The 15,552-nt window shown below is 48.7% G+C and carries 18 protein-coding genes; 15 read left to right on the top strand and 3 right to left on the bottom strand.

The genetic code is table 11. The features are described from left to right. Positions 1-68 precede the first annotated feature (68 nt). From rpoE to acpS, 11 genes are all read left to right on the top strand, one after another. Positions 69-647 (top strand): RNA polymerase sigma factor RpoE, encoded by a 579-nt coding sequence (gene rpoE, locus KDN34_RS11955; RefSeq protein ID WP_212593996.1) that lies wholly within the window; start codon positions 69-71, stop codon positions 645-647. Between the two features lie 27 nt (positions 648-674). Then, entirely contained in the window at positions 675-1,283 is a 609-nt protein-coding gene (locus KDN34_RS11950) for a sigma-E factor negative regulatory protein (protein ID WP_212593995.1), read from the top strand. Between the two features lie 9 nt (positions 1,284-1,292). Beyond that, positions 1,293-2,225, top strand: a complete 933-nt coding sequence (locus tag KDN34_RS11945; RefSeq protein WP_212593994.1) for a MucB/RseB C-terminal domain-containing protein — start codon at positions 1,293-1,295, stop codon at positions 2,223-2,225. 10 nt (positions 2,226-2,235) lie between these two features. After that, positions 2,236-2,727 carry a SoxR reducing system RseC family protein gene (locus KDN34_RS11940; RefSeq protein ID WP_212593993.1) on the top strand — a complete coding sequence of 164 codons (492 nt, stop codon included), beginning with the start codon at positions 2,236-2,238 and terminating at the stop codon, positions 2,725-2,727. Between the two features lie 108 nt (positions 2,728-2,835). Continuing rightward, positions 2,836-4,626: a translation elongation factor 4 gene (gene lepA / locus KDN34_RS11935; RefSeq protein ID WP_212596635.1), complete on the top strand. Its 1,791-nt coding sequence runs from the start codon at positions 2,836-2,838 to the stop codon at positions 4,624-4,626. 156 nt (positions 4,627-4,782) lie between these two features. Then, a complete protein-coding gene (gene lepB, locus KDN34_RS11930; RefSeq protein WP_212593992.1) occupies positions 4,783-5,694 on the top strand; it encodes a signal peptidase I in 912 nt (303 codons plus the stop codon). Then, positions 5,694-6,377: a ribonuclease III gene (gene rnc, locus KDN34_RS11925; protein WP_212596634.1), complete on the top strand. Its 684-nt coding sequence runs from the start codon at positions 5,694-5,696 to the stop codon at positions 6,375-6,377. Before lepB ends, rnc begins: the two co-directional genes overlap by 1 nt. Continuing rightward, positions 6,370-7,356, top strand: coding sequence for a GTPase Era (era, locus tag KDN34_RS11920; protein WP_212593991.1), 987 nt, complete (start codon positions 6,370-6,372; stop codon positions 7,354-7,356). The genes rnc and era overlap by 8 nt, the downstream gene beginning before the upstream one ends. Positions 7,357-7,362: 6 nt before the next feature. Further along, complete coding sequence (gene recO, locus KDN34_RS11915) at positions 7,363-8,043, top strand: DNA repair protein RecO (RefSeq protein ID WP_212596633.1); 681 nt, start codon at positions 7,363-7,365, stop codon at positions 8,041-8,043. 43 nt (positions 8,044-8,086) lie between these two features. Then, entirely contained in the window at positions 8,087-8,824 is a 738-nt protein-coding gene (gene pdxJ / locus KDN34_RS11910; protein WP_212593990.1) for a pyridoxine 5'-phosphate synthase, read from the top strand. Between the two features lie 3 nt (positions 8,825-8,827). After that, positions 8,828-9,205, top strand: coding sequence for a holo-ACP synthase (acpS, locus tag KDN34_RS11905; RefSeq protein ID WP_212593989.1), 378 nt, complete (start codon positions 8,828-8,830; stop codon positions 9,203-9,205). Positions 9,206-9,258: 53 nt separating this feature from the next. On the opposite strand, the gene KDN34_RS11900 is transcribed toward acpS, so the two are convergent. The 3 genes from KDN34_RS11900 to KDN34_RS11890 all read right to left on the bottom strand — a co-directional run bounded on the left by KDN34_RS11900 (position 9,259) and on the right by KDN34_RS11890 (position 12,154). After that, entirely contained in the window at positions 9,259-9,861 is a 603-nt protein-coding gene (locus KDN34_RS11900) for a nucleoside deaminase (RefSeq protein WP_212593988.1), read from the bottom strand. Between the two features lie 135 nt (positions 9,862-9,996). Continuing rightward, on the bottom strand, positions 9,997-11,265 hold the full coding sequence (locus KDN34_RS11895) for an HlyC/CorC family transporter (protein WP_212593987.1): 1,269 nt from the start codon (positions 11,263-11,265) through the stop codon (positions 9,997-9,999). Between the two features lie 100 nt (positions 11,266-11,365). Next, positions 11,366-12,154 (bottom strand): cytochrome C assembly family protein, encoded by a 789-nt coding sequence (locus tag KDN34_RS11890; RefSeq protein WP_212593986.1) that lies wholly within the window; start codon positions 12,152-12,154, stop codon positions 11,366-11,368. A gap of 270 nt (positions 12,155-12,424) precedes the next feature. Here KDN34_RS11890 and ffh point away from each other — a divergent pair, with 270 nt between their 5' ends. From ffh to trmD, 4 genes are all read left to right on the top strand, one after another. After that, the gene (ffh, locus tag KDN34_RS11885) at positions 12,425-13,798 is read left to right on the top strand and encodes a signal recognition particle protein (RefSeq protein WP_212593985.1); all 1,374 of its coding nucleotides are present in this window, start codon (positions 12,425-12,427) and stop codon (positions 13,796-13,798) included. Positions 13,799-13,966: 168 nt separating this feature from the next. Beyond that, positions 13,967-14,215, top strand: coding sequence for a 30S ribosomal protein S16 (rpsP, locus tag KDN34_RS11880; protein WP_212593984.1), 249 nt, complete (start codon positions 13,967-13,969; stop codon positions 14,213-14,215). Positions 14,216-14,236: 21 nt separating this feature from the next. Beyond that, the gene (gene rimM, locus KDN34_RS11875; RefSeq protein WP_212593983.1) at positions 14,237-14,767 is read left to right on the top strand and encodes a ribosome maturation factor RimM; all 531 of its coding nucleotides are present in this window, start codon (positions 14,237-14,239) and stop codon (positions 14,765-14,767) included. A gap of 16 nt (positions 14,768-14,783) precedes the next feature. Then, positions 14,784-15,521, top strand: a complete 738-nt coding sequence (gene trmD, locus KDN34_RS11870) for a tRNA (guanosine(37)-N1)-methyltransferase TrmD (protein WP_212593982.1) — start codon at positions 14,784-14,786, stop codon at positions 15,519-15,521. The last annotated feature ends 31 nt before the right edge of the window (positions 15,522-15,552 follow it).

Here is a 15,552-nt window from a genome sequence, read left to right as displayed (position 1 = left end):
TACATACGTGAATATGATTCGAGCGACTGAAAAATCAGCATTATAAGAGTTGGGAGAAGTCGGCTCGGATGAGTGGACAGACTAGTGATCAACAGTTAGTTGAGCGCGTACAACAGGGCGATAAAAACGCATTTAACCTTTTGGTACAAAAGTACCAGGGAAAAGTGATTAACCTGATTTCACGTTATGTGAGAAATCAGGCCGATGTAGCCGACGTAGCGCAAGAAGCTTTTATTAAAGCTTACCGGGCGTTACCAAATTTTCGCGGTGAAAGTGCGTTTTATACTTGGTTGTACCGAATTGCAGTAAATACAGCAAAGAACCATCTGGTGTCTCAGGGGCGTAGAGCTCCTGCCAATGATGTCGATGCTGATGAAGCTGAATATTACGATGGCAGTGATGCACTTAAAGAATTTGCATCGCCTGAGCGATTGATGTTGTCAGATGAGATCAAAAAGGTCGTGTTTGACACATTAGAGTCACTGCCTGAAGAGTTAAAAATGGCGATCTCCTTGCGAGAGCTTGATGGCATGAGTTACGAGGATATCGCCAATATTATGGATTGTCCGGTGGGCACAGTGAGATCACGTATCTTTCGCGCTCGTGAAGCCATCGACAAAAAGCTCCAGCCTTTGCTGGAAAGATAACCCTTAAACTAACAGGTGAGCTGAGTAATGGAAAAATTAGGTCAGGAGTGGGTTTCCGCTGCAGTGGACGGTGAAGCCGGCCCTCAGGCTCTGGCAGATTTGGCCAGTGATAAATCTTCTCATGATAAATGGCGCAATTACCATCTTATTGGTGATGCCATGCGGGGTGAGTTACCGCAGACACTCCAACTGGACTTGTCTGATAGTATTGCCGCCGCTATTGAGCAAGAGCCTGCAATCTTGGTTCCTGTCGCGCGACCACAGCAGCAAGTTAGCAAACCGCAAAATGGCAACACGATAGTTGCACCTTTATTCAAGCAGTTTGGTCAGTATGCTATTGCCGCCGCTGTGGCGCTAGTGGCCGTCGTCGGTGTACAGAATTATTCTGGCTCTGGCAGCGCTGACGATGCAGCATCACCAGTCTTGATGACTCGTCCTTTAGTGGGCGGCGCCTCGCCAGTGAGTTTACAGACTGACGCCGTACAACAGCCTCAGGGGTACACTAACGAACAGTTAATGGAACAACGTCGTCGTATTAATAGTTATATTCAGGACCATATGCTGCAACAGCGATTGAATGCCGGTGTGGTTATGGATAACAATAACGAGGTCGTTACTGTTCCGTTGAATCAATAAGGAAGTCTTTTGCGTCTCATCCTGTTGGCTTTCCTGGCCTTTGCTCTGCCTGCGTTTGCGCAGGAACAACTCACCGCCAAAGCCTGGCTCGATAATATGAGTCAGGCCTTACGTGAAAAGCAGTTCAAAATTTCCCTCATCCAGCTTCAAGCGGATAACATCCGGCCATTGATCTACCTCCACGGTATCGTTGAAGGAAAGGAAGTGGCGTTTCTTGAGCACTTAAACGGACCGGTAAAAAATGCGGTGCGTGTAGGTAATACCGTCACTTTTATCGAGCATGATCAACCGGCTTACAGCATGACCGCCAATCGCATTCAAGGTGTGATCCCCGCAGCTTTTGCTGGGGATGTTGCTGAACTTGAGAAAGGCTATCAGATAGTGCTTGGCGGCCGTGCGCGGATTGCCGGGCGCACTGGACAAATGATCCGTTTGGTGCCTAATGACGAATATCGCTATGCCTTTCAAGTGTGGATCGATGTTGATACCTATCTACCGCTACGATATGACATGCTGTCGCAGGATAAGCAGTTATTAGAGCAGTTGTTAGTCATCGAACTGTTGGAGACGAAAACACCCGCGCCAATCCTTGAAGATGCTTACAAGCAGAAATGGCCACCGGTCATGAATACCGCAGAACGGGAAGATGGTCAAAACTGGCAGTTTGATTGGTTGCCTCCGGGGTTTAAGGTCATTGTTCGCGATCACCACCGTTTAATCGGTTCCCACGAACCGGTGGAATACATTGCATTGACCGACGGATTAAGCAATATTTCAGTCTATGTGGCACGTTCAGGGCAGGCACCAATACCAGAGGAGCTAATGACGCGTAATGGCATATCGATGGCGTCTGAGCGCGTGGGCAATCTGGAAGTGGTTGCGGTTGGCAAAGTGCCGACACAAACATTGGTCCGTATTGCGTCAGGTTTGAGGCTAGACTGAGGGTAAGCTTATGATGGAGCAGGTTGCAACAGTCATTGGTTCAGATGCGGACGGTTGGGTAACTGTTCGCGTTGAAATGAAAAGCGCCTGTAACCATTGTTCCCAGGGGGAGAGTTGCGGCACCTCAGCGGTAGCCAAAGCGTTTACCGGGCGTTATCAAGAGTTTTCATTGCCCGCGGTTGAACATTACTCCACAGGTACTCTGTTACGTTTAGGACTTCCAGAAAGCGTTATTCTCAAAGCGGCAGCGCTGGTGTATTTGCTCCCTCTTATCGGCTTGTTTATTGGCGGTATTCTTGGCGGCAGCATTGCCCAGCTTACTGGAACTAATTCAGATGCCACCAGTATGTTGATGGCTCTAATGGTGGCTGTCGCTGCCTGGTATTTCGGTAAACGTCGTGCCAAAGTGCTTGAAGGTGCTGCGCAGCCGGTAATACTGGCAAATCTCGGCAGACCGATGAGCACCGAATGTGATGATAGTAATCATTGCTGCCACTCCTGAGCCGCTTCTGCTCCAGCAGCGAATCTAATTGGTATTGGCATCGCGATCAGTTACAATTCCGCACCTTTAACTGACACATTTAACCAAGAGCTTAGTTACCGCAGCATGATGAATCACATCAGAAACTTCTCGATCATTGCCCACATTGACCATGGCAAATCCACTCTTTCTGACCGCTTAATCCAGGTTTGCGGCGGTCTGACTGACCGTGAAATGGCAGAACAGGTACTGGACTCAATGGATCTGGAGCGTGAGCGCGGGATCACCATTAAAGCTCAAAGCGTCACGCTCGACTATAAAGCCAAAGACGGTGAAATCTATCAGCTTAACTTTATCGATACGCCCGGACATGTTGACTTTTCTTATGAGGTTTCCCGCTCTCTGGCGGCATGTGAAGGCGCATTATTGGTTGTTGATGCCGGACAAGGTGTAGAAGCACAGACGCTGGCTAACTGTTATACCGCACTCGATATGAATCTGGATGTGGTGCCAGTACTGAATAAAATTGACTTACCACAAGCTGATCCAGAAAGAGTCGCCGCAGAAATTGAAGATATCGTGGGTATCGAAGCCAAGGATGCCGTGCGTTGCTCTGCGAAAACTGGTGTCGGTGTCGACGAAGTCTTGGAAACTATCGTTGCTCAAATTCCTCCACCAAAGGGCGATGCTGACGCGCCTCTGCAAGCATTGATTATTGACTCCTGGTTTGATGCCTATCTGGGCGTGGTGTCATTGGTGCGCATTAAAAACGGTAGTCTCAAAAAAGGTGACAAGTTTAAAGTCATGTCGACCGGGCAGAATTATATTGCCGAGCGGGTCGGGATTTTTACACCGAAGCAAACCGATAAGAGTGAGCTAAAAACCGGTGAGGTAGGGTTTGTTGTTGCCGGGATCAAAGAGATCCATGGTGCACCAGTGGGCGACACGCTGACATTAGCAAAAAATGGTGCCGACAAACCGCTGCCAGGATTTAAGAAGGTAAAACCTCAGGTTTATGCCGGGGTATTTACCGTATCTACTGACGATTATGAAAGTTTCCGTGATGCACTGAACAAGCTCAGTCTGAATGACGCCTCCCTGCAGTTTGAACCGGAGACCTCTTCTGCATTGGGGTTCGGCTTCCGTATTGGCTATCTTGGCCTGCTGCATATGGAGATCATCCAGGAGCGTCTGGAGCGGGAATATAATCTCGATCTGATCACCACCGCGCCAACAGTAGAGTATGAAGTTGTGCTCACTAATGGTGAGACCGTCTATGTAGACAACCCATCCGAATTGCCACCAATCAACAATATTGAAGAAATTCATGAACCGATTGTTGAAGCGAATATCCTGGTGCCTAAAGACTATTTGGGTAATGTGATTACCCTGTGTGTCGATAAGCGAGGCGTGCAGAAAAACATGGTATATCACGGCAATCAAGTCGCCCTGACATACCATATTCCTGCCGCGGAAGTGGTAATGGATTTTTTCGACAAACTGAAATCTACCAGCCGTGGCTACGCGTCTTTGGAATATAACTTTGTGTATTTCCAGCCAGCAGATATGGTGCGATTGGACGTGTTGATTAATGGTGATAGGGTGGATGCGCTCGCCATGATCCTGCACCGTTCTAACATCCGTCATCGTGGTATCGCGCTGGTGGATAAAATGAAAGAGCTGATCCCGCGGCAGATGTTCGACATTGCGATTCAGGCGGCAGTCGGAAGTCAGGTAGTGGCTCGCTCGACGGTAAAAGCATTACGTAAGGACGTGACCGCCAAGTGTTATGGTGGTGACGTGTCTCGTAAGAAGAAACTGTTGCAGAAACAGAAAGAAGGTAAAAAGCGTATGAAGCAGTTGGGTAACGTTGAAGTACCTCAGGAAGCCTTCCTGGCGGTATTGAAGATCAACGAATAACGTTGTCCAATGCTGTGTTTATGACTTTCTTTGCGCCGCGGTTCGCGGCGCTTTGGTTAGTATGCCTGGTGAATGAGAGCTATTTCTGTATAGGTACACTAACCAAAGTTGGCAAGAAGGTATTTATTGAAATCAAGGCAGGAGTATAACTGACCCATGGCGGCCTACTTTTCGATTTTTTTAGTGTTGGTAACCTTGGTTACCGGTATCGTTTGGGCGTTTGATGCCTGGTTATTGGCGCCGAAACGACGGGCACGGTTAGCGCTGGCAGAAGGGCAGGGAGAACTGCCAGAAGAAGCCAAAGCGCAATTGCTGCAAGAGCCCGCAATCGTTGAAACATCCAAATCCATTTTCCCAGTGATAGCGTTTGTCATGATCCTGCGCTCCTTTATTTATGAGCCGTTCCAAATCCCGTCAGGTTCTATGATGCCAACGCTGTTGGTTGGTGATTTTATTCTGGTAGAAAAATTTGCCTATGGTCTTAAAGACCCCGTGTGGCGCACTAAACTGGTTAGCACCGGTGAACCAAAACGTGGCGATATCATCGTGTTTAAATATCCTAAAGATGAATCTGTGGATTACATCAAGCGCGTGGTTGGTTTGCCTGGTGATCGTATTATCTACCGCAATAAGGAACTGTACATTCAGGAGGCTTGCCATCAGCAGAGCCCGTGTCCAGAACCAAGATTGGTCCTGCGCGCGGAAGTTAACCGTGGTGAATTCAGTCTCGATGGGGTGCCGCAGATCCGTTACCGCGAGCAACTCGGCAATGTGACGCACGATATACTGATCGATCCCGCCAGAGGCGAACCTAAGGCGTTTTATTATCGCCAAGATGATTTACCTGCAGGTGAATTCGTCGTGCCTGAAGGGGAATATTTCGCCATGGGTGATAACCGCGATAACAGCACCGATAGTCGTTTTTGGGGCTTTGTTCCAGAAAAGAATTTAGTAGGACGGGCCGTTTGTATCTGGATAAGTTTTGAATTTGATCGCAAGCCGGATGACTTTTTGCCAACCTGGATCCCAACCGGTGTGCGTTTTAACCGTGTTGGTGGCATACAATGATGGAACCAATTAAAAATCTGCCACGACTTTGTCGTACTTTAGGCTATGAATTTAAAGACTTGGCACTGTTGGAACAGGCACTGACGCACCGTAGTGCCGCAAACAAACACAATGAACGTTTGGAGTTCCTCGGCGATTCCATTCTGTCGGTAGTCATTTCTGATCAGTTATTTCATCAGTTTCCTAAAGTCACGGAAGGTGATCTCAGCCGCATGCGCGCCACACTGGTTCGTGGTGATACACTGGCTAAAATGGCAAAAGAGTTCAAATTGGGCGATTATTTGACATTGGGTCCCGGCGAGCTGAAAAGTGGTGGATTCCGTAGAGAATCGATCCTCGCAGATGCTGTTGAAGCCATCATCGGTGCCATCTATCTGGATGCCGATTTGGAAGTGGTCAGAACGCTGTTATTAGGGTGGTATGAAGCACGCTTGGCTGCGATAAAACCGGGGGAAGGGCAGAAGGATGCCAAAACTCAGTTGCAGGAATTGTTGCAAGGCCATAAAAAGCCATTACCCGAATATGAAGTAATGAAGGTGGAAGGCGAAGCACACGATCAGACATTTACGGTCGAGTGCCGCGTGGCAGAGTTATCTGCGCCAGTGACAGGTACTGGCAGTTCACGACGTAAAGCCGAGCAACAGGCCGCAGCACAAGTGCTGGAGTTGATGAAGCATGAGTAAAACCCCGCAAATGCCGGAACAGGAACCTAGTCTTGATGAGTTGCTGGCCAAGTTAAATCAGCCACAGACGCCGACCTACGATAAGACCTATTGTGGTATGGTGGCTATCGTCGGTCGCCCTAACGTGGGGAAATCGACCCTACTGAACCAGTTGCTGGGACAGAAAGTCAGTATCACTTCCCGCAAGCCACAAACCACTCGCCATCGCATCATGGGCATCCATACCGATGGTGATTCACAAGTGGTATTTATTGATACACCTGGCCTGCATATGGAAGAAAAGCGTGCCATTAACCGTCTGATGAATCGTGCGGCATCCAGCTCCATTGCCGATGTGTGTATGGTGATATTCGTGGTCGATGGCATGCACTGGACGGCTGACGACGAAATGGTACTGAATAAGCTGCGGCGTGGCGCCGATGAGCGCAAAACCGTATTAGCGGTGAATAAAGTCGACCATATAAAAGATAAAGAAGCGCTATTTCCTTATCTGCAAGAATTGGGACAGAAATTTCCCTTTGACGAGATTGTGCCAATTTCCGCTAAGTCCGGTACTAACGTGGGTAAATTGCTGTCGCTGGCACGTCAATGTTTGCCTGAAAGTGTGCATTTTTTCCCGGAAGATTATATTACCGATCGTTCTCAGCGTTTTATGGCATCGGAAATTGTGCGCGAAAAGTTGATGCGTTATCTGGGGGATGAACTTCCCTATGATGCGACCGTCGAAATTGAACAGTTTAAGATGATGGAAAACGGAGTATACCAAATCAATGCGCTGATCCTGGTGGAACGGGAGGGGCAGAAGCGTATGGTGATTGGTAAAAACGGCGAGCGCATTCGTACCATTGCCACCGAGTCTCGTTTGGATATGGAAAAGCTTTTCGACAACAAAGTGTTTCTAGAAGTCTGGGTGAAAGTGAAATCGGGCTGGGCGGATGATGAACGTGCGCTGCGCAGTCTCGGGTATGGCGAAGATTAAGTTGTGATGCACCGGGGATATGTGCTGCATGCCAAGCCTTATCGTGAAAACAGTGCATTGCTTAGACTGCTGGTAGATGGCCTCGGGCGTATAGACGCCATTGCAAGGCTTGGCAGCGGTAAGCGTTCTCTCAAAAGCGTGATACAGCCATTTCAACCGCTGTTATTTGAACTCTCGGGCCGCGGTGAACTGCGTAGTCTGAGTCAGATTGAAAGTGCGTCCCCGGCAGTACCGCTGACCGGGGACGCTTTGTATTCAGCGCTCTATCTGAATGAGTTACTGATACGTGCATTGGGTCAGGTGCAAAGTGGCGAGTCGCTGTTTGTGCCTTATCATCAGACACTGATGGCGCTGGCACGAGAGTTCAGTCAGACACCGCTACGTTTTTTTGAGCTAACACTGCTGGACGAACTCGGTTGTTTGCCATCGTTGACACTGGATGCCAATGGCGTAGCCGTAGATGCTGCTAGCCACTACCGCTGGTTACCTGAATCGGGATTTCTGGCGGGGGACGGCATCATTCCGGGGCGAGTGTTATTGGCGCTGGCTGCCAGAGAGTTACTCGATGCCGATTGGCCGCATGCGAAGCGCCTGACTCGTCTGTTGTTACAACCTGTGGTGGGTGACAAACCGTTAATGAGTCGGCAGCTGTTTAGCAAACGTGAATTACCAACAAATCAACAATAAAGATGATGCCAGCACATCATCAACATGCAGGAGTTGAAAGGTTATGGGAAGAATTCTGTTAGGGGTCAATATTGATCATATCGCCACATTGCGAAATGCACGTGGTACGGATTTTCCAGATCCCGTCCATGCCGCCGCAGTGGCTGAACATGCCGGTGCTGAAGGGATAACGGTGCATTTACGTGAAGACCGCCGACATATCAAAGATCGCGATGTCTACCTGTTAGCGAAAACCTTGCAGACTCGTATGAACCTTGAGATGGCAGTGACAGAAGAGATGCTAGCAATCGCCTGTGATATTAAGCCGCCACACTGCTGTCTGGTTCCAGAAAAGCGCGAAGAACTGACCACTGAAGGTGGTTTGGATGTCGCGGGACAACTGAACAAAATGAGCGAAGCGGTTAAACGCCTGAAAGATGCCGGGGTCAGTGTATCGCTGTTTATCGATGCCGATCAGCGCCAGATTGATGCCGCTGTAGCAGTCGGCGCACCAGTCATTGAGATCCATACCGGTCATTATGCTGACGCTAAAACTGATGCAGAAGCCAAACAAGAGCTGAAGCGTATCAGTGAAATGGCCGCTTATGCACATAGCAAAGGTCTGGTGGTGAATGCGGGTCATGGTCTGCACTATCACAACGTCAAGCCGATTGCCGCCATTCCAGAGTTATACGAGTTAAATATCGGTCATGCCATTATTGCCCGCGCCGCAATTGACGGCCTGGCAAAAGCGGTGGCGGATATGAAACAGCTGATGTTGGAAGGCCGCAGAGGCGAATAATCCATGGCTATTCTCGGGCTTGGGACCGATATCGTTGAAATAAAACGCTTTACCGAGATGCAGCCAACAGCGTTGCTGCGATTGGCTGAACGCGTATTAACCGTCACGGAGTTGCAGCATTTTAATGCACATAAGCAGCCCGCGAGATTTCTCGCGAAACGTTTTGCAGCTAAAGAAGCCGCGGCAAAGGCCTTAGGCACCGGTATTGGTCGAGGCGTTTCATTCCAACATATCCGCGTCTCCAATAATGCGGCCGGTGCGCCTGAGCTCACCTTATCTGAGGGGGCGTTAATGCAATTACAGGCCTTGGGGGCCACCTCAGCATTATTGTCTATTGCTGATGAGCGCCATTATGCGGTGGCAACCGTGATCCTGAGTTAATTATTAACCATGTAAAAAAGGGCCGGCAGGCCCTTTTTTATGCGAGTATATTTTTACTCTGCACCGTTATATAGCAGACCACCGTTAGCCACATACGCCTGCAATATTTCCCGCCCCTGACGTTGCAGGACTTGCCGCTCTACCTTTATCCCGGCATGTATCAGATAATCATATGACGCTTCAAACACCGGGCCTTCATCAAAACCGATTGCTCGCGCATCTTCCCCGGTAGCGGCACAAACCAACCGTTTTACTCCAGACCACAATATCGCCCCCATGCACATGGCACAGGGCTCACAGGAAGTAAACAGTTCATAGTCTTCTGCCAAGCCTAAGCTATATTGTTTCAGACGTTGTTCTCCCAGCATAATTGCCATCACTTCACCGTGGAGTGTGGAATTATTCTGCGGTACGACCTGGTTAACACCAATGCTCAACAATAGTCCTGACTGCCGATGCACAATGATACTGGCGAATGGACCACCGGTTTTTCGGCGGACATTTTCCTGTGCCAGCGATAACGCCAACGACATTTTGGCCTCATCTGTTACCAAGGGTTGCTGCCAGTTAATCAGTGTCTCAACCCAGTCGGGTAAGTGGATACTGACGGCCAATACGGGTGAATTGGGAAAAATGTGGGAATGCAAACCACACATATCACTAACCTCTGTCCTTATTTCAGCCGACCAGTGTAACAGCTGCTAAGTGGCGGTAAAGTCGGAACTACAGTTTCCTATTTATTAGCTAATAATAAAGGCACCCGCAGGTGCCTTTATATCGTATGGCAGTAATTAGGAGGCGCGGTAAAACTGGGGCATTACCCTAACCGTTTTTACCATGTTATCCGCAACCTCGATGATTTCCATGGGATAGCCAGCCAAACGCAGCCCAGTGTTGGCGGCGGGAATATCTTCCAGATACTCTAAAATTAAGCCATTGAGTGTTTTAGGACCATCGGTGGGGAAATTCCAATTTTTCTCTTTGTTGAGATCCCGGATATTAATGGTGGCATCGATCAGGAAAGTACCATCTTGTTGCGGGGTAATTTCCTCACTGGCGGTCGGGATCATCGACGTTGTAAAATCCCCAACAATCTCTTCCAGAATATCTTCCAGTGTAACTAACCCTTGGATATCTCCATATTCATCAACCACCAGTCCGATGCGTTCTTTATTTTTCTGAAAATTTGCCAGCTGTACACTCAGTGGCGTTCCTTCAGGCACATAGTAGATTTCTTTGACCGCACGAAGTAGCGACGATTTGCTGAATTGTCCTTTAGATTGCAGACGCAGTGCATCACGTAAATGGACAAAACCGACGGCATCATCAATATTGTCGCGAAACAGCAGTACTCGGGTATGTGGACTCTGAATAATCTGCTTGTTGATGCTTTTAAAATCATCATTGATATTGATGGCGTACAGTTCGTTGCGTGGCACCATAATGTCTTCAACAGACACATTGCCGAGGTCGAGAACTGATAACAGCATATCGCGATTGCGACGCGGGATCAGTGCGCCAGCTTCATGCACCACCGTTGCCAATTCTTCTTGGCTTAGTGCATCACTGTGTTTGACCGATTTAACCCCCATCATTCGCAGGATGAATGAAGTAATCCAGTTCATCACTTTTACTAGTGGCAGTAACAACCATAACAGCCATTTCAGCAGCAAACTGGAGGGGAACGCTACCGGCTCTGGTCGCAGTGCGGCAAGTGTTTTGGGGGTCACTTCTGCAAAAACCAGCACGACAAAGGTCAAAACGCCAGTCGCAATTGCAATTCCTACATCACCATACAGGCGCATACCTAAAACGGTTGCGACCGCAGAGGCAAGAATATTAACAAGGTTATTACCGATTAAGATAAGCCCGATAAGGCGGTCAGGGCGTTCCAGCAGTTTCAGAGCCCGTTGGGCTCCCTTATGGCCATTGCCGGCGAGGTGGCGCAGTCGGTAACGGTTCAGGGTCATCATAGCGGTTTCTGAACCGGAGAAATAAGCTGAAATTAGGATCAGGACTAGCAGGATCAGTAGAAGCGCGCCGGTCGATATAGCGTCCAAAAATGGGCTCCGTAAGGAATAATAAGCCTAGTAAATACTGGGAATTAGTGTAGGTGTCAAGCTATCAGGCGGCAGATTGGCTGCCGCCAGGCATTTTCTTTTAATTGAGGATAAGCTCTTTTACCGCACGGGCACCAAAATACGCGAGTGACAATAACACGGCACCGGTGATGGTATAGATGACGGCAGTCTTGATACGACAGCCAACAGTGTACTGTTGCCACAACATGGCGATATAAACAAACCATGCCATGATAGACAAAACCGCTTTATGTCCCTGACCCCCGGCAAACATGCTATCCATGAAGATAAATCCTGTTGCCAACGACAAGCTCAGCAGAATCAGACCGATGATCACCAAGTGATAAAGTTGCTTTTCAACTGTCAACAATGGCGGAATAGCATGCGTCATCAGTGGCTGCTTTTTCTTCAGTTTATTCTGAATAAACAGCAGTTGTACCGCATATAACGCCGCAATCAGTAACGCGCTGTATGCCATCAGCGATAATACCACATGCACCAACACTTCTGGATGTTGGTCGAAATGCAAAATGTATTGTGGAGGTACTAGCCATAATAAAGCTACACCGATAATTGAACAGGCGAATACCACAGGCACCAATACGATCACTTTAATGTGTGACATCACAATGGTGAATGTCAGCGCAATGATCCAGCACACCATGGAAATCACAACGGTTAAACTGAAGTTCTGTCCATGAGAAGTGAAAAGGGCTGGATACAGGGCAAAGGCATGCAGCAATACAGCAATGGCTGCAAAAATTGTCACCAGTTTCCTGTTCGGGCCTTCGGGATGAAAAAGGCGACTTGTCACCAAAATCAGTGCCACGGCGTAAAACACCATTGCAACAGCAGGAAGAATGACCATCAGACGTTAACCTATTCCTTTATTGATAAAGATACGGTGGTAAACCGCAAGAAATTGCTGCCGTAAGAATAACATGAGTGATACACGCTTGGGCAGTGACACAGACAACAAAAATTAAATTGTTCACAATCCTTTAGTTGCAAAATCGTGTAATAAGTTCCAGTTGCGGAGTCAGCGGTATTCGCTATGCCTTGCTTGGTGGCATCTTGCCACGACATGGTTATAATACGCTGCAACTGCAGTAATTAAATATACGGAACAGAACACGCCATGTTTGAGAATCTCTCTGACCGCCTTTCCCGAACGCTGAAGAACATCAGTGGTCGCGGTCGTCTCACTGAAGACAACGTCAAAGATACGCTGCGCGAAGTACGCATGGCGCTGTTGGAAGCCGACGTTGCGTTGCCCGTAGTGCGGGAATTTGTTAACAGCGTTAAAGAGCGCGCTGTAGGTCAGGAAGTTACCAAAAGCCTGACGCCTGGGCAGGTATTTATCAAAATCGTCCAGAGTGAACTCGAAAATGCGATGGGCGAGGCTAATGAGGCACTAAATCTGGCAACCCAGCCCCCCGCCGTATTGATGATGGCGGGTTTGCAAGGGGCCGGTAAAACAACCAGCGTAGCCAAATTAGCGAAATTTTTGCGTACACGGCAGAAGAAATCTGTATTGGTCGTGAGTGCCGACGTTTACCGTCCGGCCGCTATCAAACAGTTGGAAACCTTGGCGCAGGAAGTGGAAGTAGAATTTTTCCCTTCCGATGTCAGCCAAAAGCCTGTCGATATCGCGAGTGCTGCGATTGCACATGCCAAACGTAAATTTATCGACGTTGTGATTCTCGATACCGCCGGCCGTCTGCATGTCGATGAAGCGATGATGGATGAGATCAAAGCGCTGCATGCTGCCGTTAATCCGATAGAGACGTTGTTTGTGGTGGATGCCATGACGGGTCAGGATGCGGCTAATACTGCAAAAGCATTTAATGATGCATTGCCACTTACCGGCGTTATTCTCACCAAAGTTGACGGGGATGCACGCGGTGGGGCGGCGTTATCGATTCGCCACATTACGGGCAAACCGATTAAATTCTTAGGTGTTGGTGAAAAGACTGATGCTCTGGAGCCGTTCCACCCAGATCGGGTTGCTTCACGTATTCTGGGGATGGGCGATGTTCTGTCGTTGATTGAGCAGGTAGAACGTGGTGTCGATAAAGAAAAGGCATTGAAACTTGCTCAGAAAGTGAAGTCCGGCGGTGGTTTTGATCTGGAAGATTTCCGCGAACAACTGCAACAGATGAAAAACATGGGCGGCATGATGAGCATGATTGAAAAGATGCCCGGCGTGGGTAAATTGCCCCCAGATGCCATGGCTCAATTGCAAGGCGGTAAGCTGACTGGTCAGATGGAAGCTATGATTAATTCCATGACGCCGGGTGAACGTCGCAACCCTGATATTATCAAGGGCTCGCGTAAGCGTCGTATTGCAGCCGGTTCTGGCACGCAGATTCAAGATGTTAACCGCCTACTGAAACAGTTTGCCCAGATGCAAAAAATGATGAAGAAGATGTCGGGTAAAGGCGGTATTAGCAAACTCATGCGTGGTATGGGCGGAATGATGCCGCCAGGAATGCGTTTCCCGGGACGTTAAACACGTTAGCGGGCTATGATTTTCATGGGGTAATTTTGGCCTGATGCGGTTGCAATTGGCTAAAAGTCAGGTAAAATTCCCCGGCTTTCTATGCTGGGACTCTTGGCGAACACAGGGTTCCAGTTTTTATTTTGCTGGCAAGCAAATCAAACAGAGGAACTAGAACGCATGGTTACCATTCGTTTATCTCGTGGTGGCGCTAAAAAGCGTCCATTCTACAACATCGTAGTGGCAGACAGCCGCAACGCACGCAACGGTCGTTTCATCGAGCGTGTTGGCTTCTTCAACCCACTGGCTCGTGGCCAGGAAGAAGCGCTGCGTCTGGATATGGACCGTGTTCAGCATTGGCTGGCTAACGGTGCTGCTACCAGCGAACGTGTTGCAAAACTGATCAAAGACGCTACTAAAGCTGCTTGATCGTAATAAAGGTATAGATTGATGAGCAGTAACCCCGAACCAGTTGTACTGGGCAAAATAGGCTCCAGTTATGGTGTAAAAGGTTGGCTGAGAATCACCGCCTATACCGAAGCTGTTGAAGGTATTTTTGAGTATTCTCCCTGGTATATTCAACAACAGGGTGAATGGCGTGAAGTGAAAGTTGATCGCTGGCGTTTCCATGGCAATACAGTGATTGCCTTGCTGGAAGGTATGGAAACTCGCGAGCAGGCACAGATGCTCACTAACTGTGACATCGGTATTCTGCCACAACAGATGAAATCATTGCCGGAAGATGAATTCTATTGGCGTGACCTTATCGGTTGTGCAGTGGTTAACACGCAAGGTTACAACATGGGCGTGGTCGATCAGATCGTGGAAACAGGATCTAATGACGTCTTGTTGATTAAAGCCAACGCTAAAGATGCCTTTGGCAAGGTGGAGCGTATGGTTCCCTTTGTCACCGAACAGTTCATCAAACAGGTGGACTTGACGGCAAAGCAGATAATCGTGGATTGGGATCCGGACTTCTAAGTCGAGGAAACAGCTTATGTGGTTAGGGGTCATCACCCTGTTCCCGGAGATGTTTCGAGCAGTAACCGATTTTGGTGTTACGGGTCGGGCCGTTAGAAACGGTCTGTTGGAACTAAAAACGTGGAATCCTCGTGATTTTACGTATGACCGCCACAACACGGTGGACGATCGACCTTACGGCGGTGGTCCAGGAATGTTGATGATGGTACAGCCGCTTCGCGAAGCTATACATGCTGCCAAGGCAGCAGCAGGCGAAGGTGCTAAAGTGATTTATCTGTCACCTCAGGGACGCAAGCTGACACAGCAAGGCGCAGCTGAGCTGGCACAGGCTTCCAAGCTGATTCTAGTGTGTGGTCGTTACGAAGGTATCGACGAGCGCATCATCAATGCGGAAGTTGATGAGGAATGGTCTGTAGGTGATTACGTGCTTTCGGGCGGTGAGTTACCGGCGATGACCTTAATTGATGCCGTTTCGAGGTTAGTTCCCGGGGTTCTGGGAAAACAAGCCTCAGCAGAGCAGGATTCCTTCTCTGACGGATTGCTCGATTGCCCTCATTTCACGAGGCCGGAAGTACTGGATGGCGAAGAAGTTCCAGCAGTGTTGCTCAGTGGTAACCACGAACAAATTAGACGCTGGCGTTTGCAGCAGAGTCTTATGAGAACTCTTAAGCGAAGGCCGGAATTGTTTGAAACTCTAGCTCTGACTGACGAACAAAAGACCCTGTTAGCGCAGTTCGTTGAGCAAATGGACTAAGCGTGGTCAAGCTCAGTTAATTCTAGAACGG

The organism is Shewanella yunxiaonensis (assembly GCF_018223345.1).
Lineage (GTDB): Bacteria > Pseudomonadota > Gammaproteobacteria > Enterobacterales > Shewanellaceae > Shewanella > Shewanella yunxiaonensis.
The sequence above is the reverse complement of the archived record's forward strand: the minus strand, read 5'-3'. Positions and strand labels throughout refer to the sequence as shown.